General features: G+C 69.6%; 17 protein-coding genes and 1 tRNA gene. 6 read left to right on the forward strand and 12 right to left on the reverse strand.

What is annotated here, in order from left to right:
- Positions 1–3: 3 nt before the first annotated feature.
- Positions 4–159, reverse strand: coding sequence for a DUF4177 domain-containing protein (locus ACYVAQ_RS04025; protein ID WP_460787177.1), 156 nt, complete (start codon positions 157–159; stop codon positions 4–6).
- A gap of 43 nt (positions 160–202) precedes the next feature.
- On the opposite strand from ACYVAQ_RS04025, the gene ACYVAQ_RS04030 reads away from it, so the two are divergent.
- Together ACYVAQ_RS04030 and ACYVAQ_RS04035 are read left to right on the forward strand one after the other, a co-directional pair.
- Positions 203–1,201 (forward strand): ArsA-related P-loop ATPase, encoded by a 999-nt coding sequence (locus ACYVAQ_RS04030; protein WP_460787178.1) that lies wholly within the window; start codon positions 203–205, stop codon positions 1,199–1,201.
- Positions 1,202–1,271: 70 nt separating this feature from the next.
- Complete coding sequence (locus ACYVAQ_RS04035; RefSeq protein ID WP_460787179.1) at positions 1,272–2,438, forward strand: ArsA family ATPase; 1,167 nt, start codon at positions 1,272–1,274, stop codon at positions 2,436–2,438.
- A gap of 21 nt (positions 2,439–2,459) precedes the next feature.
- Here ACYVAQ_RS04035 and ACYVAQ_RS04040 read toward each other — a convergent pair whose 3' ends face one another.
- Positions 2,460–2,747, reverse strand: coding sequence for a WhiB family transcriptional regulator (locus ACYVAQ_RS04040; RefSeq protein ID WP_460787180.1), 288 nt, complete (start codon positions 2,745–2,747; stop codon positions 2,460–2,462).
- Positions 2,748–2,941: 194 nt separating this feature from the next.
- On the opposite strand from ACYVAQ_RS04040, the gene ACYVAQ_RS04045 reads away from it, so the two are divergent.
- Positions 2,942–5,329, forward strand: coding sequence for a transglycosylase domain-containing protein (locus ACYVAQ_RS04045; protein ID WP_460787181.1), 2,388 nt, complete (start codon positions 2,942–2,944; stop codon positions 5,327–5,329).
- Between the two features lie 12 nt (positions 5,330–5,341).
- Here ACYVAQ_RS04045 and ACYVAQ_RS04050 read toward each other — a convergent pair whose 3' ends face one another.
- Positions 5,342–5,800, reverse strand: coding sequence for a GatB/YqeY domain-containing protein (locus tag ACYVAQ_RS04050; RefSeq protein ID WP_460787182.1), 459 nt, complete (start codon positions 5,798–5,800; stop codon positions 5,342–5,344).
- A 36-nt stretch (positions 5,801–5,836) separates the two neighbouring features.
- Here ACYVAQ_RS04050 and ACYVAQ_RS04055 point away from each other — a divergent pair, with 36 nt between their 5' ends.
- The 3 genes from ACYVAQ_RS04055 to ACYVAQ_RS04065 all read left to right on the forward strand — a co-directional run bounded on the left by ACYVAQ_RS04055 (position 5,837) and on the right by ACYVAQ_RS04065 (position 7,927).
- On the forward strand, positions 5,837–6,748 hold the full coding sequence (locus ACYVAQ_RS04055; RefSeq protein ID WP_460787183.1) for a metallophosphoesterase: 912 nt from the start codon (positions 5,837–5,839) through the stop codon (positions 6,746–6,748).
- A gap of 55 nt (positions 6,749–6,803) precedes the next feature.
- Positions 6,804–6,877: transfer RNA gene (locus ACYVAQ_RS04060), tRNA-Pro, on the forward strand.
- A gap of 300 nt (positions 6,878–7,177) precedes the next feature.
- Positions 7,178–7,927: a class II aldolase/adducin family protein gene (locus ACYVAQ_RS04065; protein WP_460787184.1), complete on the forward strand. Its 750-nt coding sequence runs from the start codon at positions 7,178–7,180 to the stop codon at positions 7,925–7,927.
- Positions 7,928–8,085: 158 nt separating this feature from the next.
- Here ACYVAQ_RS04065 and ACYVAQ_RS04070 read toward each other — a convergent pair whose 3' ends face one another.
- From ACYVAQ_RS04070 to ACYVAQ_RS04110, 9 genes are all read right to left on the reverse strand, one after another.
- On the reverse strand, positions 8,086–9,006 hold the full coding sequence (locus ACYVAQ_RS04070) for a fumarylacetoacetate hydrolase family protein (RefSeq protein ID WP_460787185.1): 921 nt from the start codon (positions 9,004–9,006) through the stop codon (positions 8,086–8,088).
- A complete protein-coding gene (locus ACYVAQ_RS04075; RefSeq protein WP_460787187.1) occupies positions 9,003–11,210 on the reverse strand; it encodes a malate synthase G in 2,208 nt (735 codons plus the stop codon). Before ACYVAQ_RS04075 ends, ACYVAQ_RS04070 begins: the two co-directional genes overlap by 4 nt.
- 90 nt (positions 11,211–11,300) lie before the next feature.
- Positions 11,301–12,239 (reverse strand): MBL fold metallo-hydrolase, encoded by a 939-nt coding sequence (locus ACYVAQ_RS04080; protein WP_460787188.1) that lies wholly within the window; start codon positions 12,237–12,239, stop codon positions 11,301–11,303.
- Complete coding sequence (locus ACYVAQ_RS04085) at positions 12,236–14,173, reverse strand: acetoacetate--CoA ligase (RefSeq protein WP_460787189.1); 1,938 nt, start codon at positions 14,171–14,173, stop codon at positions 12,236–12,238. Before ACYVAQ_RS04085 ends, ACYVAQ_RS04080 begins: the two co-directional genes overlap by 4 nt.
- Positions 14,170–15,120 (reverse strand): cyclase family protein, encoded by a 951-nt coding sequence (locus ACYVAQ_RS04090; protein ID WP_460787190.1) that lies wholly within the window; start codon positions 15,118–15,120, stop codon positions 14,170–14,172. Before ACYVAQ_RS04090 ends, ACYVAQ_RS04085 begins: the two co-directional genes overlap by 4 nt.
- Positions 15,120–16,226 carry a hypothetical protein gene (locus ACYVAQ_RS04095; RefSeq protein WP_460787191.1) on the reverse strand — a complete coding sequence of 369 codons (1,107 nt, stop codon included), beginning with the start codon at positions 16,224–16,226 and terminating at the stop codon, positions 15,120–15,122. The genes ACYVAQ_RS04090 and ACYVAQ_RS04095 overlap by 1 nt, the downstream gene beginning before the upstream one ends.
- Positions 16,227–16,274: 48 nt before the next feature.
- Complete coding sequence (locus tag ACYVAQ_RS04100) at positions 16,275–17,246, reverse strand: polysaccharide deacetylase family protein (protein WP_460787193.1); 972 nt, start codon at positions 17,244–17,246, stop codon at positions 16,275–16,277.
- On the reverse strand, positions 17,243–18,082 hold the full coding sequence (locus ACYVAQ_RS04105; protein ID WP_460787194.1) for an ABC transporter ATP-binding protein: 840 nt from the start codon (positions 18,080–18,082) through the stop codon (positions 17,243–17,245). The genes ACYVAQ_RS04100 and ACYVAQ_RS04105 overlap by 4 nt, the downstream gene beginning before the upstream one ends.
- Positions 18,079–19,128 carry an ABC transporter ATP-binding protein gene (locus ACYVAQ_RS04110; RefSeq protein WP_460787195.1) on the reverse strand — a complete coding sequence of 350 codons (1,050 nt, stop codon included), beginning with the start codon at positions 19,126–19,128 and terminating at the stop codon, positions 18,079–18,081. The genes ACYVAQ_RS04105 and ACYVAQ_RS04110 overlap by 4 nt, the downstream gene beginning before the upstream one ends.

Below are 19,128 nucleotides of genomic sequence, written 5' to 3' on the forward strand. Positions count from 1 at the left end.
GACTCAGCCCTCGACCGGCCGCTTGAAGTAGGCCAGGTCGTTGCCCTGCGGGCTCGGGATCACCGCGACGAGCTCCCAGCCGTCGTGGCCGAAGTTGTTGAGGATCTGCGCCGCCGCATGGTTGAGGACGGGCGCTACCTGGTACTCCCACTTGGTCATGACTCGCACGATACTCACGGCCCCAGGTCGCTACGCTGCCCCGGTGAGCGATTGGAGCCGGGTGCGTCTGCACGTCGTCACCGGCAAGGGGGGCACGGGCAAGTCGACGGTCGCGTCGGCACTGGCGCTCGCGCTTGCCGGGGCCGGGAAGAACGTTCTGTTGTGCGAGGTCGAGGGGCGCCAGGGCATCGCCCGGATGTTCGACGTCGACCCGCTCCCCTACGCGGAGCGCCGCCTCGCCACCGGCCTGCCCGACGACGCCGGCAACCACGGCACCGTCCACGCGCTGCACGTCGACGCCGAGTCGGCGCTGCTGGAGTACCTCGCCATGTACTACCGCCTCGGCCGCGCCGGGCGGGCGCTCGACCGCTTCGGCGTGATCGAGTTCGCGACCACGATCGCGCCCGGCGTACGGGACGTGCTGCTGACCGGCAAGGTCTACGAGGCGGTCCAGCGCAACAGCCGCAACAAGGGCGCCATCGAGTACGACGCCGTGGTCCTCGACGCGCCGCCGACCGGCCGCATCACCCAGTTCCTCAACGTCAGCAACGAGCTCGCCGGGCTGGCGAAGGTCGGGCCCATCAAGTCGCAGAGCGACACGATGATGACGCTGTTCCGCTCACCCCGGACCGCCGTGCACCTGGTGACCGTGCTCGAGGAGATGCCGGTGCAGGAGACGGCCGACGGGATCCAGGAGCTGCGCCACGCGAAGCTCCCGGTCGGCGGCGTGGTGGTCAACATGACGCGCCCCAGCGACCTCAGCGACGCCGACCTGGTGGCGGCGCGAGCCGGCACCCTCGACGGTGCCGCGATCGCGGCCGACCTCGCCGCGATCGGCCTGCCGCACGACAGCACGCTCGTCGACGGGCTGCTCACCGAGGCGCAGGAGTACGCCGAGCGCCGCGCCCTCGAGGACAGCCAGCGTGCGGTCGTGGCCGACCTGGGCGTGCCGACGTACGAGCTCCCCCGGCTCGCCGGCGGGGTCGACCTCGGCGCCCTCTACGAGCTGGCCGAGCTGCTCCGGAAGCAGGGGATGGCATGAAATTCACCCCACCAAGTTCTTCGCTTCCCCCGCTTCGCTCCTCCAGCGAACAACTTGTCGGGGACCCCGAATGAGCAACCGCACCCGCGTCGGCCCGACCGGCGGCCCGGCACCCGCGCTCGACGTCGACGCGCTGCTCGACGACCCGACCACCGGCATCATCGTCTGCTGCGGCTCCGGTGGCGTCGGCAAGACCACCACGTCCGCCGCCCTCGCGCTGCGGGCCGCCGAACGGGGCCGCAAGGTCGTCGTGCTCACCATCGACCCGGCCCGGCGGCTCGCGCAGTCGATGGGCATCGAGGCCCTGGACAACACGCCCCGCCCGGTGAAGGACGTGGGCGGGAGCGGCTCGCTCGACGCGATGATGCTCGACATGAAGCGCACCTTCGACGAGGTGGTGCTCTCCCAGGCCAGCCCGGAGAAGGCCAAGCAGATCCTGGCCAACCCGTTCTACATCGCGCTGTCGAGCTCGTTCGCGGGCACGCAGGAGTACATGGCGATGGAGAAGCTGGGACAGATCCATCGCGACAAGGTCCAGGGCGACCACACCTACGACCTGATCGTCGTCGACACCCCGCCCTCCCGCTCGGCGCTGGACTTCCTGGACGCGCCCGAGCGGCTGTCCAGCTTCCTGGACGGCAAGTTCGTGCGGCTCCTGCTGGCGCCCGCGCGCGGGCCGGCCAAGCTGATGAGCGCCGGCTTCGGGCTGATCACGGGCGCGCTCAACAAGATCCTTGGCGCCGGCTTCCTGTCCGACCTGCAGACCTTCGTCTCCGCGCTGGACACCGTCTTCGGCGGCTTCCGCCAGCGCGCGCAGCAGACCTACTCGCTGCTCCAGGCCCACGGCACCGCGTTCCTGGTGGTGGCGGCGCCGGAGCCGGACGCGCTGCGCGAGGCGGCGTACTTCGTCGACCGGCTCAGCGAGGACCGGATGCCGCTGGCCGGCCTGGTGGTCAACCGCAGCACGCCGGTCCCGGCCGGGCACCTGTCCGCGGAGGAGGCGACCGCCGGGGCGGACCGGATCGACGCAGCAGACGGCGACGGTACGTCGGCGGCCGCGGCCCTGCTCCGGATGCACGCCGACCGGATGCGGATGACCGTGCGCGAGAGCGCGCTCAGGGACGGCTTCGCCCGGGCGCACCCGCAGGTGCGGACCGTCGTCGTACCGGCTCTCGCCGGCGACGTCCACGACCTCGACGGACTCCGCGAGGTCGGCGACCTGCTGGCCGGGGCCTGAGCCCCGGCCACACAGATCAGGTCAGGCGCCGATGCGCGCCTCGACGCCGGCGTCCCGCGCCGACTCGAGCAGCTTGCGCCACGAACCGGTGGGACGACGACGCAGCAGCGCACGGCGCTCCCGCTCCGTCATCCCGCCCCAGACGCCCCACTCGATCTGGTTGTCGAGTGCCTCGGCCAGGCACTCGGCACGGACCTCACAGCCGGAACACACCGACTTGGCCTTGTTCTGCTCGGCACCCTTGACGAACAACGCGTCAGCTTGGCCGTTCTGACATGCGGCGCGCAGCGCCCAGTCCTCTGCCCACATGGAATTGTCCCCACATCTGAGCCCGGGTGGCGCCCCCACAGCGCCCTTGGTCCCAGACTCGTGGCCCTACGGTAAAGGAAAATGGCGACTCGTACAGGACGAATTGGGCCCAACTGGTCTAGTCACTACTGACTAGAGATCGGCTGCCGAGCGCGGAAATGGCTGGTCAGGAGCGGTCCCGTACCCTGAACCCCATGGCAGGACCCCGGTTCGACGGTCTCGACAAGCGCAAGGTGGCCTCCCACATCGGAGTGATGATGGCGGTCGCCGCGGTGCTCGGCATCGTCGTCTCCGGCCTCGCGATCCCGTTCGCCGGCGTGCTCGGCTTCACGGCCAAGGACCTCGCCAACTCCGCGAACGACCTCCCCAAGGAGCTCACCACCGAGGCGCTGCCGCAGCGCACCGAGCTCGTGGACTCCGCCGGTGACCCGATCGCGACGCTCTACGACCAGAACCGGGTCAACGTCCAGCTGAGCCAGATCTCGCGGACGATGGTCAAGGCCATCGTCGCGATCGAGGACTACCGCTTCTACCAGCACGGCGCGCTGGACGTGAAGGGCACGCTGCGCGCATTGTTCACGAACTCCACGCAGGGCGGCGTCGTGCAGGGTGGTTCCTCCATCACCCAGCAGCTCGTCAAGCAGACCCTGGTCAACCAGGCCGACACCGTGGCCGAGCAGAAGGCCGCTGTCGCCGACACCTTCGCGCGCAAGCTCCGCGAGCTGCGCTACGCGATCGCCCTCGAGCAGCTGCACAGCAAGGACTGGATCCTCCAGCAGTACCTCAACACGGTCTACTTCGGTGACGGCGCGTACGGCATCCAGGCCGCGGCCCAGCACTTCTTCAACGTCAACGCCAAGGACCTCACCCTCCCGCAGGCCGCGCTCCTCGCCGGCCTGGTCCGCAGCCCCGAGGCGCTGAACCCGACCAACAACCCGCAGGGCGCGATCGAGCGGCGCAACGTGGTGCTGGACCGGATGGCCCAGCTGCACGCGATCAGCTACCAGCGGGCCGAGCACTTCAAGAAGCAGGGCCTGCGCCTCGACGTACAGCCCACGGCCAACGGGTGCGTGAACTCCAGCGCTCCGACGTTCTGCAGCTACGTCGTCAGCTACCTGATGCAGGACCCGGCGCTCGGTCACACCAGGAAGGAGCGCGAGCGCGTGCTCTGGGGTGGCGGCCTCACCATCCAGACGACCATGCACCCGCAGTTCCAGCACTGGGCGACGGTCGCCGCGACGACGCACGTCTACAAGACCGACAACGCGATCGGCGCGATCGCCGAGGTCGAGCCCGGCACCGGCGACGTCTGGGCGATCGCGCAGTCCCGCCCGATGGGTGCTGACGCGAAGGCCGGCCAGACGTTCCTGAACTACTCGGTGCCGCCGAAGTACGGCAGCGCGAACGGCTTCCAGCCCGGCTCGACGTTCAAGTTCTTCGTCATGGCGGCGGCGCTGGAGGAGGGCCTGCCGGAGACGACGAGCTTCTACGCACCGCAGACGCTGTCGGTGGCGCAGGACGAGTTCCGCACCTGCCAGGGCATGTACTCCAGCACCATCCCGTGGACGCCGTCGAACTCGACGACCGCGACCAACCAGACCATGGACATGGACGTCGCGGCGCCGGAGTCGGTCAACACCTACTTCGCCCAGCTCGAGCGCAAGACCGGCATCTGCAAGGCCTACCAGCTGGCCAAGGAGATGGGCGTCTCGCTGAAGAAGGGCAACCAGGTCCCCAGCTTCACGCTCGGTGTCGCCGACGAGAACCCGCTGACGATGGCGTCGGCGTACGCGACCGCCGCGTCGGGCGGCACGTACTGCAAGCCGCACCCGGTCAGCGCCATCCTCGACGGCAACGGCCAGGTCGTGAAGAAGTACCCGACGCAGTGCAAGCAGGTGCTCTCCGAGCACACCGCGAACACGATCAACTCGGTGCTGCACCGGGTGATGGCGCCGGGCGGGTTCGGGCAGAACCTGCTGCTCAACCGTCCCGCGGCCGGCAAGACCGGCACGAACTCGGAGAACATGGCCGTCTGGTTCAACGGCTACACCCCGCACCTGTCGGTCTCGACCGTGGTGAGCGGCGTCAACCGCGCCGGGCACCCGATCCCGGTGCCGTCCACGCTCGGCGGCATCTACTACGGCACCGCCCACGGATCGACCGTCGCCGGCCCGATGTGGGCCGCCGCGCTGCGCCCGGTCCAGGACCAGATCCCGTTCGCCGACTTCACCGCGCCCGGCCTGGGCCCGGACCAGTCCGCCCTGCCGAGCGTGCTCGGCGCCGGGGTGCGGCACGCCATGGACGCGATCAAGAACGCGGGCTACACACCCGCGCTGGCCGGTGTCGTCGACTCGGCGTACTCCCGCGGAGAGGTGGCGTTCCTGAGCATGGGCGCGGACGGCCAGACGGTCTACATCTTCACCTCGACCGGCCACGGGGCGCCGGCGGTGGCGCCGGTCTACCACGCCCCTCCGCCGCCCTCGCACAAGGGACGCGGCGGCAAGAACCACCACCGGACGGCCCCGCCCTCGACCCCGCCGACGACCACGTCACCGGGCAAGGGCCACGGCAAGGGCCACTGACCCGCGGCCGGCTCAGGCGAGCTGGCGCTTGACCTCCGCGGCGACGACCGCTCCGTCGGCCCGGCCCTTGACTTGCGGGCTCACGACGCCCATCACCTTGCCCATCGCGCGCGGGCCCTCGCCGGCCACACCGAGCTGGGCGATGGCGTCGGCGACGAGCGCGGAGATCTCCTCCTCGGTCAGCTGCTGCGGCAGGTAGTCGGCGATGACCGCCGCCTCGGCGCGCTCCTTCTCGGCGCGGTCCGGGGCGCCGCCGTCGTCGAACGCGGTGGCCGCCTCACGGCGCTTCTTGGCCTCGGTGGCCAGCACGCCGATGATCTCGTCGTCGGTGAGCTCCTTGGCCACCGAGCCGGCGACCTCCGCGTTGGTGATCGCGGTGAGCACCATCCGGATCGTCGAGGCACGGACCGCGTCGCGGGACTTCATCGAGGCGGTCAGGTCGGTGCGGAGACGGTCCTTGAGGGTGCTCATGCGGTGATTCTGCCCGCTCTCTGGCAACCTTGCCGAATGCGTTTGTCGTCGGCCCTCGGTGCACTCGGTGTCGCCGGCGTCGGCGGTGGCCTGATCACGGCGTACGCCGTGTGGGAGGCCCGGCAGTACACGCTGCGCGAGGTCACCGTGTCGGTGCTGCCCGCCGGCATGCGGCCGCTGCGGGTCCTGCACCTGAGCGACATCCACATGACGCCGTACCAGCGCGACAAGCAGGCCTGGCTGCGCTCGCTGGCGGCTCTCGAGCCCGACCTGGTCATCGACACCGGCGACAACCTCGCCCACCAGGGCTCGGTACCCGTCGTGCTCGACTCCCTCGGGTCGCTGCTCGACCGGCCGGGCGTGTTCGTGCACGGATCGAACGACTACTTCGAGCCGCGGCTGCGCAACCCCTTCCAGTACCTGCTGCCGGACCGGGGGAAGCGGCGCACGAACGTGCCGCAGCTGCCGTGGGGCGAGCTGTCGTCCGGCTTCACGGACGCCGGCTGGCTGGACCTGACGAACCGCCGCGCGCGCCTGACCGTGGGCGAGACGACGCTCGCGTTCGCGGGTGTCGACGACCCGCACCTGAGGTACGACGACCTCGGCGCCGTCGCCGGTCCCGCCGATCCCGATGCCGACGTGCGGCTCGGCGTCGCGCACGCGCCGTACCTGCGGGTGCTGGACCAGTACGCCGCCGACGGCTACGACGCGATCATCGCCGGCCACACCCACGGCGGCCAGGTCTGCCTGCCCGGCGGACGGGCCCTCACCACCAACTGCGACCTCGAGCCGGCCCGGTCGCGCGGCCTGCACCGCCACCCCGCCGACTCTGCTCCGGGCGACCCCGGATCGGCCTGGTTGCACGTCTCCGCCGGCGTCGGCACCAGCCCGTACACGCCCATCCGGATCGCCTGCCGACCCGAGGCCACCCTCCTCACGCTCACCTGACGGTGCCGATTGGAGGTCGCCGCTGAGCCTCCGGTAGGCTCAGCGCGTTGCACCGCGGGCTGTGGCGCAGTTTGGTAGCGCGCCTCGTTCGGGACGAGGAGGCCGCAGGTTCAAATCCTGTCAGCCCGACGCGACAAAGACCCCCTCCGACCCGCGGAAACGCGGTGCGGAGGGGGTTCTCAGTTTTCCGGTTGAGGACCGATCTCGGCGCTCCGCGCACCCCAGAGGTCACCTCGCGGAGCGCGGCGAGGTCCGCTCACCCGCCGGGCACGAACTGTGGGGCAGCTCACACCCGATCGGGGGATCTGCAGCGTCCTGCCGCTTCCCGAGAATGGGGGCGACGAAGAAGGCCCGCATGGCTGTCGATGAACGTCCCGCACGCCTCGCCGGCGCTGGCGCAGGAACTGCGCACCACCAAGGAGCCGAATGATGAACGAGACCGAGTACGACCTGCGTTGCCAGTTGGCGGCCGTCTACCGCCTGGTCGCCCACTACAAGATGACGGACCTCATCTTCACGCACATCTCGTTGCGGATCCCCGACACCGACCACCACTTCCTGATCAACCCGTACGGACTGCTGTTCGAGGAGATCACAGCATCCTCGCTCGTGAAGATCGACCTGGAGGGCGCGAAGGTGGAGCCGTCCCCCCACCCCGTCAACCCCGCGGGATTCGTGATCCACAGCGCGATCCACGCGGCCCGTGAGGACGCCCACAGCGTGCTGCACACCCACACCCGCGCGGGCTGCGCCGTCGCGGCGCAGAGCGAAGGACTCCTGCCCCTCAGCCAGGTCGCGATGGGCCACTACGGCCGTATCGCTTACCACGACTACGAGGGGGTCGCGCTCTCCCTCGACGAGCAGAAGCGGCTGGTCGACGACCTCGGGCCGCACCACGCCATGATCCTGCGCAACCACGGCCTGCTGACGGTGGGCCAGAGTGCCGGGGAGGCGTTCCTCCGCATGTTCAACCTCGAACGCGCCTGCCAGATCCAGGTGGACGCGCTGGCGGGCGGACGCGACCTGACGATCCCCGCGGAGGCCGTCGCCCTGCGGACCGCGGCTCAGTTCAACGGCGAGGACGTCGGTGACGACTTCCGCGAGGAAGCGGCGCCAGAACTCGCCTGGGCAGCGCTGATGCGCCAGGCCGAACGGATCGCACCGGACTTCCGGGACTGAGCGGGGCCGTCGGACGAGCCCGGGTTCCAGGCCGCGACTCAATGCTTGGGCTCGGTTGGGGCCCGAGCTCGATCGGGCACGGACCGGGGTCCCGGACGCGACCGCCGGGGCGGACGCGAGGCACGTCGTGGCCCGACGTCATCGCGGGGGTGCTTGCGTCAGTGCCCGGAACTCAGCGGATGCCGCGGTGACGACGCCGCGATACGTACGTCGAGCCGCCCGATGAGCTCGACCTCGAAGGTCACGACCTCGCCCTCGCGCAGCCACCCGCGGAATCCTTCGGGATCCAGCGCGCGTTGCTCGAGCAGGCAGCCCTGTCCGACCGTTCCCGATCCGAGGACGTCGCCGGTCCGAAGGTGCGTTCCGCGCGAGGTGTAGGCCACCACGTCATCGAAGGACCAGTTGATCGTCGACCAGTTGCCCGCGCTGATGGGCACGCCATCGATGGCGACGGACATGCCGATGTCGAAGCCCTTCCCCGACCGGAGCGGCTCGAACTCGTCGGCGGTGACAAGCACCGGACCGAGCGTGGTCGCCCCGTCCTTGCCCTTCGCCGGCCCGAGCCGCACCTCCATCTCCTCCAGCTGCAGGTCACGAGCGCTCCAGTCGATGTAGGTCGTGTAGCCGACGATGTGCTCGCGCGCGTCCTCCGGACGGATGTTGGAGCCGGGGCGGCCGATCACGGCGGCCACCTCGAGCTCGTAGTCGAACATCTCGCATCCCGGCGAGATGGGGGCGTCGTCCTCGGGACCGAGGACCGCGTGGTGGTTGCTGAAGTAGAACGCGGGGAACTTCTCGTGCAACGGGTCCACCGACCCCATGCAGTTGCGGATGTGCTCGTGGAAGCACATCGAGTCCCGCATCGCCGGAGGCTGGACCGGCGCCAGCAGCCGGACCGAGTCGGCCTTGACGGGCACGCTGTAGGTGACCGCCGCCACCCCGATGGCCAGGAGGGCGTCGAGCCCGTCGCCGATGATGTCGAGGACGCTCGAGACGTTCGGTACGGCGTACAGCTTCCCGTCTCGGAGCACCGCTGCATGGGTGGCGCCGGACTCATCTGCATAGGTCGCGAACTTCATCGCGTCTTCTCCTTGTTCGTGGTGGTCGATGCCTTCACCGCCGCACGGCGTCGGTGGAGGATCGGTTCGGTGTATCCCGATGGCTGGGCGGCCCCGTCGAGGAGCAGCTCACGTGCGGCGAGGAAGGCCTCGCCGTCGTACGACGGAGCCATCGGCCGGTACGTCGGGTCGCCGGCGTTCTGCTGGTCGACGACGACCGCCATCCGCCGCAGCGAGTCCTCGACCTGCGCGACCGTGACGACCTCGTGGCGTACCCAGTTCGAGACGTGCTGGGAGCTGATCCGGCAGGTCGCACGGTCCTCCATGAGCTGGGTCCCACCGAGATCGGGAACCTTCGAGCAGCCGACCCCGGAATCCACCCAGCGCACGACGTAGCCCAGCGTGCTCTGGACGTTGTTGTCGAGCTCCTCGCGACGCTCCTCGTCGCTCCAGATCGACGGCTGCCCGAGCGGGAGCTCGAGGAGGTCACGCAGCGTCGAGCGCTCCTGCCCGGTCAGCTCGGCTTGCCGCTGTGCGACGTCGACCTGGTGGTAATGGAGGGCGTGCAGGGTGGCCGCCGTCGGCGACGGCACCCAGGCGCAGCTCGCGCCGGCACGCGGGTGCGCGGCCTTCTGGGCGAGCATCGCCGCCATGTCATCGGGTGCGGCCCACATGCCCTTGCCGATCTGGGCACGCCCGCGGAAGCCACACGACAGCCCCACGTCGACGTTGGCGTCCTCGTAGGCGCCGATCCAACGCTGCTGGCGCATGTCCGCCTTCCGCACGACCGGCCCGGCCTCCATCGAGGTGTGGATCTCGTCGCCGGTGCGGTCCAGGAACCCGGTGTTGATGAACGCCACCCGGTCCCGGGCGCGGTGCACGCACGCGCGGAGGTTGACCGACGTACGGCGCTCCTCGTCCATGATGCCGAGCTTGATGGTGCGAGCGGGCATCCCGAGGAGGTCCTCCACGCGGGCCAGGAGATCGCCCGTGAGCTCGACCTCGTCGGGGCCGTGCTGCTTGGGCTTGACGACGTAGACCGAGCCCTGTCGGGAGTTGCTGCCGGCTGTCGGTCCGCGCAGATCGTGCAGGCTACCCAGCCCGGTGACGAGGGCATCGAGGATGCCCTCGGAGACCTCTGCCCCGTGGGGGTCGAGCACCGCGGAGGTGGTCATCAGGTGGCCCACCTGCCGGACGAGCAGGAGCGCACGCCCGGGCAGGACCAGCGCCGTCCCGTCCGCTGCCACGAACTCGCGGTCGTCGTTCATCGTGCGGACGAAGGTCGATCCGCCCTTCGTCACCGATGAGGCGAGACGGCGCTGCATCAGCAGCAACCAGTTGCGGTAGCCGATGACCTTGTCGGCCGCGTCGACCGCCGCAACAGAATCCTCGAGGTCCATGATCGTCGACACGGCGGACTCGATCACGACGTCGGCGATCCCGGCAGCGTCCAGCTCCCCGACCGGGTGCTCGCGGTCGATCACGATCTCGACGTGGAGGCCGTGGTGGACCAGGAGCACCGAGGTCGGCGCGGACCGATCACCGCGATAGCCGGCGAGCTGCGCCGGTTCGACCAGGCCGGTGGCACCGTCGGCCCCATCGATCACCAGCCCGTCGGCGGTGATCCTGTACGAACGTGCGTCGGCGTGGGATCCGGAAGCGAGCGGGAAGTGCTCGTCGAGGAATCCCCGGACGCGAGCCACGACGGCTGCCCCGCGTGCGACGTTGTAGCCGTCCCCCGGCATGAGCTCGCCCGAGCGCTCGACGGCGTCGGTGCCGTAGAGCGCGTCGTAGAGCGAGCCCCAGCGGGCATTGGCCGCGTTGGTCGCGAACCGCGCGTTGAGCAAAGGCACGACGAGCTGCGGTCCGGCGATCGTTGCGATCTCCTCGTCGACGTGGTCGGTCGAGATCTCGAACGGCGCGGGCTCGTCGACGACGTACCCGATCGATCGGAGGAACTGCTCGTACTCCTCCGGCTCGGGAACTCCCGGGCAGGCACGATGGAACTCGTCGATCTGATCCTGGAGCTCGCGGCGTTCCTGCAGAGCGGCCCTGACGCGGGGCCCGAGATCGGCGAAGATGGAGGCCGCGCCCTCCCAGAACGCCGACTCGTCGACCCCCGTGCCCGGAAGCGCCTCCTCGCGGACGAAGGTGTGCAGCTCGGCATCCACGCTGAGGCCCGCGACCTCGACCCGTGGCCTCACGTCCATCGTCTCCTCAGTCATCGAACCCACAGCCATGTCCTTCCTCGACGGTGGAGAGGAGCGCTTCGACGTACTCCTCCGCGGTGGGAGGTTCGATCTCGAGCGCCATGGTCATGCCAGGCAGTGCAGTGGCTGGCCGCCGTTGAGGACGACCATGTCGGCGATCGCCGGACCCAGGTCGAGCTGGCCACCGGCAGGAAGTCCGGCCTGCTCCGCCATCGAGCGATGCAGGTTCCCGACGATCCGCTCGCTGTCGTGCCATTCGGCGTACCGACCGAGATCGACGCTTCGGGCTGCCTCCAACGCAGAGATGCCCGCCGCGTGGGCCTCCACGGCGGCGTCCTGCACCATGGCGAGGTACGACGCCATGTCGTCGAAGACCTCCGGTCCGCAGACCGGGCCGTGCCCGGGAACGACCGTCTCGACATCGAGCTCGCGGAGGCGCTCGTACGCCAGCAGGGAGCCGCTGACCGAGCCCATGAGCGCGAACGGCGTACCGCCGGCGAAGGCGACGTCGCCGGAGAAGATCAGCTTCCGCTCCGGCAGGTAGTAGACGACGTCGTTGGTGGTGTGGGCCGGACCGACGTAGATCGCCTCGACCCGCCCGGCGTCCGAGTGCAACGTGATCTTGTCCGAGAACGTGACGAAGGGCGGATCGATCTCGATGTCGCCCCAGTCGACCCCGTCCTGGAAGAGAGCCGTGGTCGTCAGGCCGGTCGAGACGACCTCCTCGCGGCACAGCTCGTGGCCCACGATGGTCGCCTCGGGGAACAGGAAGTTGCCGTAGGTGTGGTCCCCGTGGTGGTGGGTGTTCAGGAGTGTCGAGATCGGGCTCGACGTCACCTGCTCGATCTGGTCCCGGAAGGCGCGTGAACGGCTGACCGTGAAGCAGGTGTCGATCGCGATCGTCCGCTTGGATCCGACGAGGAAGCCCGCGTTGTTCAGGCCCCACTGACCGTAGAGCTGCAGGTAGGCGAAGATCCCGTCTGCGACTTCCTCCAACCGGGGCTCGACGACATCGTCGGGGGTGATGATCGTGGGCGCACTCATGCTTGTTCCTCCTCGTTTCCGGGCCTGTACGACGCGGCGAACTTCTCGAATTCATCCAGACAGCTGGGATCGGCCAGGCTGGATCGATCCAGCACCGAGTCAGGATCTGCGCCCATCAGGATCCGCTTGATCGGGATCTCGATGCGCTTCCCGCTGGACGTGCGTGGAATCCCGCGCACCGGAACGACGACGTCGGGCACGTGTCGCGGGGACACCTCGGCACGGATGGTGGACCGCACCGCATCACGCACCTCGTCGGGCGACACCTCCCGCGCGAGCGTCACGAACATCAGGAGCTGGCTCGTGCCGTCAGCCCCCGGCACGTCGACGGCAAGCGCGTCCTCGACGAGATCGAGTCGCAGCACCGCGTCGTACAACTCGCTGGTGCCGATGCGCACGCCGCCACGATTGACCGTGGCGTCGCTGCGCCCCTGGATGACACCCGTCCCGCGCTCGGTCAGCACCAACCAGTCGCCGTGGGTCCACACGCCTGGGAACTGCTCGAAGTAGGACGCCCGGAGACGGACGTCGTCGGCGTCGTTCCAGAAGTAGATCGGCATCGACGGCATCGGTTGGGCGATGACCATCTCACCCACCTCGCCGGTCAGCGCAGCACCGTCGGGCGCGTACGAGCGCAGGTCGACACCCAAGGCCGCCGGGCCGAGCTCGCCGCGGTACACCGGCGTGGCCACGGACGTCCCGAGGAACGCCGTCGCGACATCGGTGCCGCCACTCGGGGAGAACAACCACACATCGTCGCCGAGAACGTCGTAGATCCAGTCGAAGCACCGAGGGTCCAACGGCGCGCCCGTCGAGCCGACAGCCCTGAGGGACGAAAGGTCGCGCGCCTCCGCGGGCCGCTGACCCTCGTTCATGCAGTTCTGGAAATATCCCGCGCTCGCGCCGAAGACCGTGATCCTCGCGCGCTCGGCGAGGTCCCACAGCACCTCACCGGCCGGATCACCGTCGAACAAAACGACCTGCGCGCCGACCAGGAGGCCACTGGCGAGGAAGTTCCACATCATCCAGCCGGTCGTGGTGAACCAGAAGAAGCGATCCCCCGGGGTGAGGTCCTCCTGGATCATCGCGGTCTTGAGATGCTCGATCAGCACTCCACCGTGCCCGTGCACGATCGCCTTCGGCGTACCCGTCGTACCCGAGCTGTAGAGGATCCACAGGGGGTGGTCGAAGGGCACCAGCTCGAAGGTCAAAGGATCCGGCTCGACGTCGGCGACCGATCGGTCCCAGCCCGTGCCGTCCACGTACCCGAATCGGACCTGACGGGCTCCGATCCGCTGCGCGATCGTTGCGCCCTGCTCATCACGGCCGATGACCCGCCCGCGGTACCGGTATCCGTCGACGGTGAGGAGCACCTTCGGCTCGATCTGCGCGAATCGCGCCACGACGGCCTCGACCCCGAACTCGGGGGCAGCCGAGGACCAGACGGCACCCAGGGATGCGGTGGCGAGGAACGCGGCGAGGGTCTCCGCGATGTTGGGGAGGTACGCCGCCACCCGGTCGCCACGACCGACGCCCATCGTGCGCAGCGCGGTGGCGATCCGCGCGACCTCCTCCTCCAGCCGACCCCACGTCCAGGTGCCGTACTGGCGGGTCTCGCTCTGCTCATGGATCGCGATCGCGTCATCGTCGCGGTCGCGGAAGACATGTGCGGCGTAGGAGACCGTCGCTCCCGGGAACCATGCGGCATGGGGCATGGCGGGGTCTGAGAGCGCGCACCCGGGGACCTGGCCCCACTCGAGATCGACGAATCGTGCGACAGCCGTCCAGAAGCGGTCGAGATCCTCGATCGACCACCGGTGGACCGCACCGTAGTCCGGCTCGAGACCGTTCGCGGTCGCGAACCGGCCGAACGCGGACTCCCGCACCGCCACAGGGTCCGGGCGCCACAGGACGGGCGGGACCGCGGTGCTCACTTGATCGCCACCGCGGACAGAGGTGATCCGGACGCACCGGTCAGTGGCAACGGCGGAGCGACGAAGAGGAAGTCGTAGACACCGTCGGCGGCACAGTGTTCGGCGATCGCCTCCAGATCGAAGATCTCGCCGAAGGCCAGGCCCATGTGGACGAGGGCGACGGCGTGCAGCGGCTGGAAGTAGTCGATCTCGTTGGGCCGCACCTCAACGCCCCACGTATCGCTCACGACGGCTGCGACCTCCTTCTCGTGCAGCCAGGGCGCGGTGTGCAGTGACAACCCGGGGGCTGGGCCGCCGGCGAAGTCGCCCCAGTTCCCTCGGCGCGCCCCCAGGAAGCCGGTACGCACGATGAGGGCGTCACCGGATCGGATCTCAACGCCCTGCTTCTGCGCGACCTGCTCGAGCTCGTCGACGGAGATGGCGTGCCCGGGTTCGAGACAGTCGACGCCGGCCCACCGCGCCACGTCGAGGAGGACACCGCGCATGACGTACCTGTCCACACCGGCCTCGATGCCGTTGCGGCGCGCGCCGGTGGCGCTGACCTCCCGCGCATCGACGCCGTTGTACATCTGGCCTCGGTAGAAGATGTGGGACAACGAGTCCCACTGCGTCCCGCTCTGCGTCGGCATGACGAGGACGTCGTCGGAGTAGCCGAACCCGTTGGGCGGCCCGAAGGCAGCGAGCTGATCGCCCTGGGCGTCCGCGGCGTGATCGGTCCCGGTCGCGGTCACGAAGAGCTGAGGATTCTGGCGCAGGCTGCCGTCCTGGCACCCTGACCTGTCGTAGGCGAGACTCATCGGGATGACCGTGCCCGACCGCACGAGGGCCACGGCGTCGCGGACCTGCGCGGGACCCACATAGTTCAGGGTGCCGATCTGGTCGTCGCTCCCCCAACGTCCCCAGTTGCTGCACTGGGCTATGTAGCGCGCAAGCACGTCATCGACCATCAGGCCCGGCCCTCCAGGGCGAGGGCCACCTCGCGGTACGCCGCGAGTGCTGGCTTGGAGGTCATCGTGCCGTCCGGCTCGACCCTGCGCAGGCCGGTGAACAGCCACGGGTCGCCCGGGTTCGGCGCAGCCGCCTCGGTGTCGCAGCCCGACCAGCCGTGGTAGTAGATGCCGTGCAGGCCGAGCTCCTCCCGGCGCTCGGCGAGCGTGCTCAGTGCCTCGCGGATCGCAGCGGCCTGGCCCTCCTCGTCCTTCATGTTCGGGATCTGCGGGTGTCGGGTCTGGCCGAGTGCCGAGGAGAAGCTCATCTGGCTCAGCACCATCGGCTTCTCACCCTCGCCGTAGCGCGCCATGACCTCGCGGTTGACCTTGAGCACGTCCACCAACCCGGCGGCGTCGCCCGGGAAGGGGTGGAAGGACAGGATGTCCGCGGCACCGGCGTACCCCGCGGCGTACACGCTCTCGAGAAGGTCCGGCTCCTTGCAGTCCGGACCGAAGCCTGTGCCGTAGACGATCGCCTCAGGGTCCGCGGCCTTCACGGCGGCGTACGCGGCGTGCGCCATCTCGACGAAGTAGGCGCGGTCGAAGGGCTGCGGGTTGAAGGCCGGGCGGTCCGGCTCCTGCCAGGGCTGCCACTGGCGGACCGGGTTCTTGGGGATGTCCGGGTTGTCACGCCAGAAGGTGCCGTCGGGTCCATAGCGCTCGACGAGGTCGGTCATGAAGTTGGCGAAGTCCGAGGAGTGCGCCGGAACGCCGCCGAGCGCGGTGTAGGCGAACCGCTGCGGGTCACCGGGGCGCAGACCCCCGACGGCCCAGGACGGAGCACCCCACACCGTGCCGAGGATCTTGAGGCCGGCCCGGGCGGCGGCTCCCACGATCGCGTCAGGACGGATCCACTCGCCGACCGCGTGCATCGCGCCCGGGAAGCGCGGCGCGTAGAACATCTGGATGTGGCCCCACAGGAACGTGACGCGCAGCGTCTCAACGCCGCTGTCGACCATCAGGGCGAGCTCCTGCTCGAGCGTCGCGACGCTTGCGGTGCAGTAGCGGTCGGTGTGGGCTCCGAAGAATCCGAAGGGGACGGTGCGTTCGGTGCTGGAGGACATGGAGATCTTCTCGCTCTCTCGATCGTAGGGGAGGAAACGGCCGCGGAATCAGGGGGTCATATGGCGGTCGGCCAGGGCGGTGGAAGCCGGCGTACCGAGAACGGCGCCCTTCCACCACGACGCGATGTCGCGACGGCGGGCGAACCAGACCCGGTCGTGGCCGAGGGCGTGTTCGATGAACTCGCGCAGGGCTGAGGCACGCGCCGGCTGGCCGATGATGCGCGGGTGCAACCCGATGGTGAGCATCTTGGGAGCCGTCTCACCCTCGCGCCACAAGTAGTCGAAGGCCCGCCGGGTGTCGTCGAGGAAGGACGCTGCGGAGGAGAAGCTCTGGCCCGGCGCGAACTTCGAGTCGTTGGTGACGAACGAGTACGGCACCACCAGGTGCTGGCGGCCGAGGACCGGAACGAGGTAGGGCACGTCGTCGGCGAACGAGTCGGAGTCATACAGGAAGCCGCCCTCCTCGACGAGCAGCTCGCGGGTGTTCGGGGAGGCAGGTGCGCGGCAGTACCACCCGTCGGGCCGTGTACCGCAGGTCTCCGCGATCGATGCCACGGCCTCCGCGATGCGAGAGCGTTCCTCCTCACGAGACAGGACGTCGACACGCTCCCACCTCAAGCCGTGGCAGCACACGTCGTGGGCGGCCTCACGGACGTAGGCGCCCACCTCCGGATTGAGCTCGAAGGCGCGAGCAACCCCGAAGAAGGTCGCCGGCAGTCCGTACTCGTCGAGGAGTCGCTGCAACCGCCAGATCCCGGCCCGCGAGCCGTAGTCGAAGATCGACTCCGTCGCGAGGTCGTGGCCGACCGAGGGGTAGGCGAGCTCGGGCGGAGGTTCGGAGATGGAGTCGCCCGACGCGACGGAGTACTCCGCCCCTTCCTCGTAGTTGATGACGAGGTTGACGGCGATGCGTGCTTCGTCGGGCCATCGGACCTGCATGCCCTGGCGGCCGTAGCCGATCAGGTCACGGTCCAGCCTCAGGTCGTTGTGCCGATTCGCCGGCGGCAACGGTGCGTTCATCCGCGTGCTCCTGTCTGCGTGCGCACGTCCGCGCGTCCCCTGCGCCGCTGGCGTTCGAGCCGCGGGTTGGGGGTGGCCACCGCTTCGAGCAGCGACTTCGTGTAGTCGCTGGAAGGGCGGTTGAAGACGTCGTCGCTGGTGCCGGCCTCAGCGACGGTGCCGGCGTGCAGAACCGTCAGGTGGTCGCAGAGGTGCTTGACCAGCGCCAGGTCGTGGGCGATGAAGACCACGGTCAGGTCGAGCTCGCGGCGCAACTCTGCGATCAGGTTGATGATCTGCGCCTGCACAGACACGTCGAGGGCCGACACCGGCTCGTCGCAGACCAGCACGCGAGGCTTCATCACCAGGGCGCGGGCGATGGCGATGCGCTGCCGCTGCCCCCCGGAGAACGACCGCGGGTGTGCGCTCGCATCGCGGGCGTCGAGCCCGACGATCTCCAACATCTCCGCGACTCGCGCTCGGCACTCGGCCCGGCTCGTCACGAGCCGGTGGATCACCAGCCCCTCGGAGATGCTCTCCTCGACGGTCATCCGCGGGTTGAGGCTGGCGTACGGGTCCTGGAAGACGAGCTGGATCTCGCGGCGCAGCCGCACCCGGTCCGCCTTCCCCGCGGCGAGCACGTCGATGCCGTCGTACGTCACCGAACCCGCATCCGGCCTGGTGAGGCCGAGCATGCATCGGGTGAAGGTCGACTTACCGGAACCGGACTCTCCGACCAGCCCGGCGATCTCGCCGGCGTTCACGGCGAAGTCGACGGAGACCAGCGCCTTCGTGCCGGGACGTCGGCGGGTGCCGAAGGTCTTGGTCAGGCCGGTCACCTCGAGCAGCGGGCTCATGGCTGGGCCTCCTCTTTGCGGTGCGCAGGGCGAGGGGCCTCGTCCGCGACGATCGGGTGGTGGCAGGCGACGACCCCCTCGCCTCCGGGAGCGGGCAGCAAGGCAGGCACCTCCTCGCACGTGCTGGTTGCGAACGCGCAGCGGGTGCGGAAGGCGCAACCGGACGGCCGCCGGTCCGGAGACACCGGCGAGCCCGGGATGACCGCGAGCCGGTCCACGTCCAGGTCCAGGCGCGGCACCGAACCCAGCAGGCCGGCGGTGTAGCGGTGGGCCGGGTGGTCGTACAGCAGGTCGACCGGCCGCTCCTCGACCTTGCGACCGGCGTACATCACCGCCACACGGTCGGCGAAGCCGGCGACGACGCCGAGATCGTGGGTGATCAGGAGGACCGCGAGATCACGCGCGGCAGCGGTCCGATCGAGCAGGTCGAGGACCTTCTCCTGGACCCGCACGTCGAGAGCCGTGGTCGGCTCGTCCGCGATCAGCAGCTTGGGCTCCGCGATCAATGCGATGGCGATCACGACCCGCTGCCGCATGCCGCCGGAGAACTCGTGGGGGTACGCCGACAGCTTCTCCTTGGTCGGCGGCACGCCGAGCTCGTCGAGGAGGTTCTTGGCACGCTCCATCGCCTCTTTGCGACCGACCCCGCGCAGCACGAGCGGCTCAGCGACCTGCTGGCCGATCCGACGCAGCGGATTGAGCGCGCGCAGCGGGTCCTGGAGGACGATGCTGATCTCGCTGCCGCGACGCTCCCGCATCTGCTTCTCCGACAGCGTGAGCAGCTCCGTCCCAGCGAGACGGACCGAGCCGCCGACCGTCAGCGACGGGTTGAGTCGCATCAACGCGTGGGCCGTGATGCTCTTGCCGGAGCCGGACTCGCCGACCAGCGCGAGGCGCTCCCCGGCGCGCAGGGACAGGTCGATGCCCTCGACCACGCGCACGGACTCGCCCTTGCGGACGACGTCCACCGTGAGGTCGGTGACCTTCAGGAGCGGTTCGGCCTGGCTCGACGTGCTCGCCTCGGGGCGCGCCTCGGTTCTGGTCAT

The sequence above is a fragment of the Nocardioides maradonensis genome (genome assembly GCF_054777115.1).

What these genes read in the sequence shown, in the direction of transcription:
- ACYVAQ_RS04095 (WP_460787191.1), bottom strand. Translation starts at nt 16,226, where the DNA reads ATGTCCTCCAGCACCGAACGCACCGTCCCCTTCGGATTCTTCGGAGCC.
- ACYVAQ_RS04070 (WP_460787185.1), bottom strand. Translation starts at nt 9,006, where the DNA reads ATGAAGTTCGCGACCTATGCAGATGAGTCCGGCGCCACCCATGCAGCG.
- ACYVAQ_RS04045 (WP_460787181.1), top strand. Translation starts at nt 2,942, where the DNA reads ATGGCAGGACCCCGGTTCGACGGTCTCGACAAGCGCAAGGTGGCCTCC.
- ACYVAQ_RS04065 (WP_460787184.1), top strand. Translation starts at nt 7,178, where the DNA reads ATGAACGAGACCGAGTACGACCTGCGTTGCCAGTTGGCGGCCGTCTAC.
- ACYVAQ_RS04080 (WP_460787188.1), bottom strand. Translation starts at nt 12,239, where the DNA reads ATGAGTGCGCCCACGATCATCACCCCCGACGATGTCGTCGAGCCCCGG.
- ACYVAQ_RS04035 (WP_460787179.1), top strand. Translation starts at nt 1,272, where the DNA reads ATGAGCAACCGCACCCGCGTCGGCCCGACCGGCGGCCCGGCACCCGCG.
- ACYVAQ_RS04100 (WP_460787193.1), bottom strand. Translation starts at nt 17,246, where the DNA reads ATGAACGCACCGTTGCCGCCGGCGAATCGGCACAACGACCTGAGGCTG.
- ACYVAQ_RS04025 (WP_460787177.1), bottom strand. Translation starts at nt 159, where the DNA reads ATGACCAAGTGGGAGTACCAGGTAGCGCCCGTCCTCAACCATGCGGCG.
- ACYVAQ_RS04040 (WP_460787180.1), bottom strand. Translation starts at nt 2,747, where the DNA reads ATGTGGGCAGAGGACTGGGCGCTGCGCGCCGCATGTCAGAACGGCCAA.
- ACYVAQ_RS04090 (WP_460787190.1), bottom strand. Translation starts at nt 15,120, where the DNA reads ATGGTCGATGACGTGCTTGCGCGCTACATAGCCCAGTGCAGCAACTGG.
- ACYVAQ_RS04105 (WP_460787194.1), bottom strand. Translation starts at nt 18,082, where the DNA reads ATGAGCCCGCTGCTCGAGGTGACCGGCCTGACCAAGACCTTCGGCACC.
- ACYVAQ_RS04050 (WP_460787182.1), bottom strand. Translation starts at nt 5,800, where the DNA reads ATGAGCACCCTCAAGGACCGTCTCCGCACCGACCTGACCGCCTCGATG.
- ACYVAQ_RS04075 (WP_460787187.1), bottom strand. Translation starts at nt 11,210, where the DNA reads ATGACTGAGGAGACGATGGACGTGAGGCCACGGGTCGAGGTCGCGGGC.
- ACYVAQ_RS04110 (WP_460787195.1), bottom strand. Translation starts at nt 19,128, where the DNA reads ATGACCAGAACCGAGGCGCGCCCCGAGGCGAGCACGTCGAGCCAGGCC.
- ACYVAQ_RS04055 (WP_460787183.1), top strand. Translation starts at nt 5,837, where the DNA reads ATGCGTTTGTCGTCGGCCCTCGGTGCACTCGGTGTCGCCGGCGTCGGC.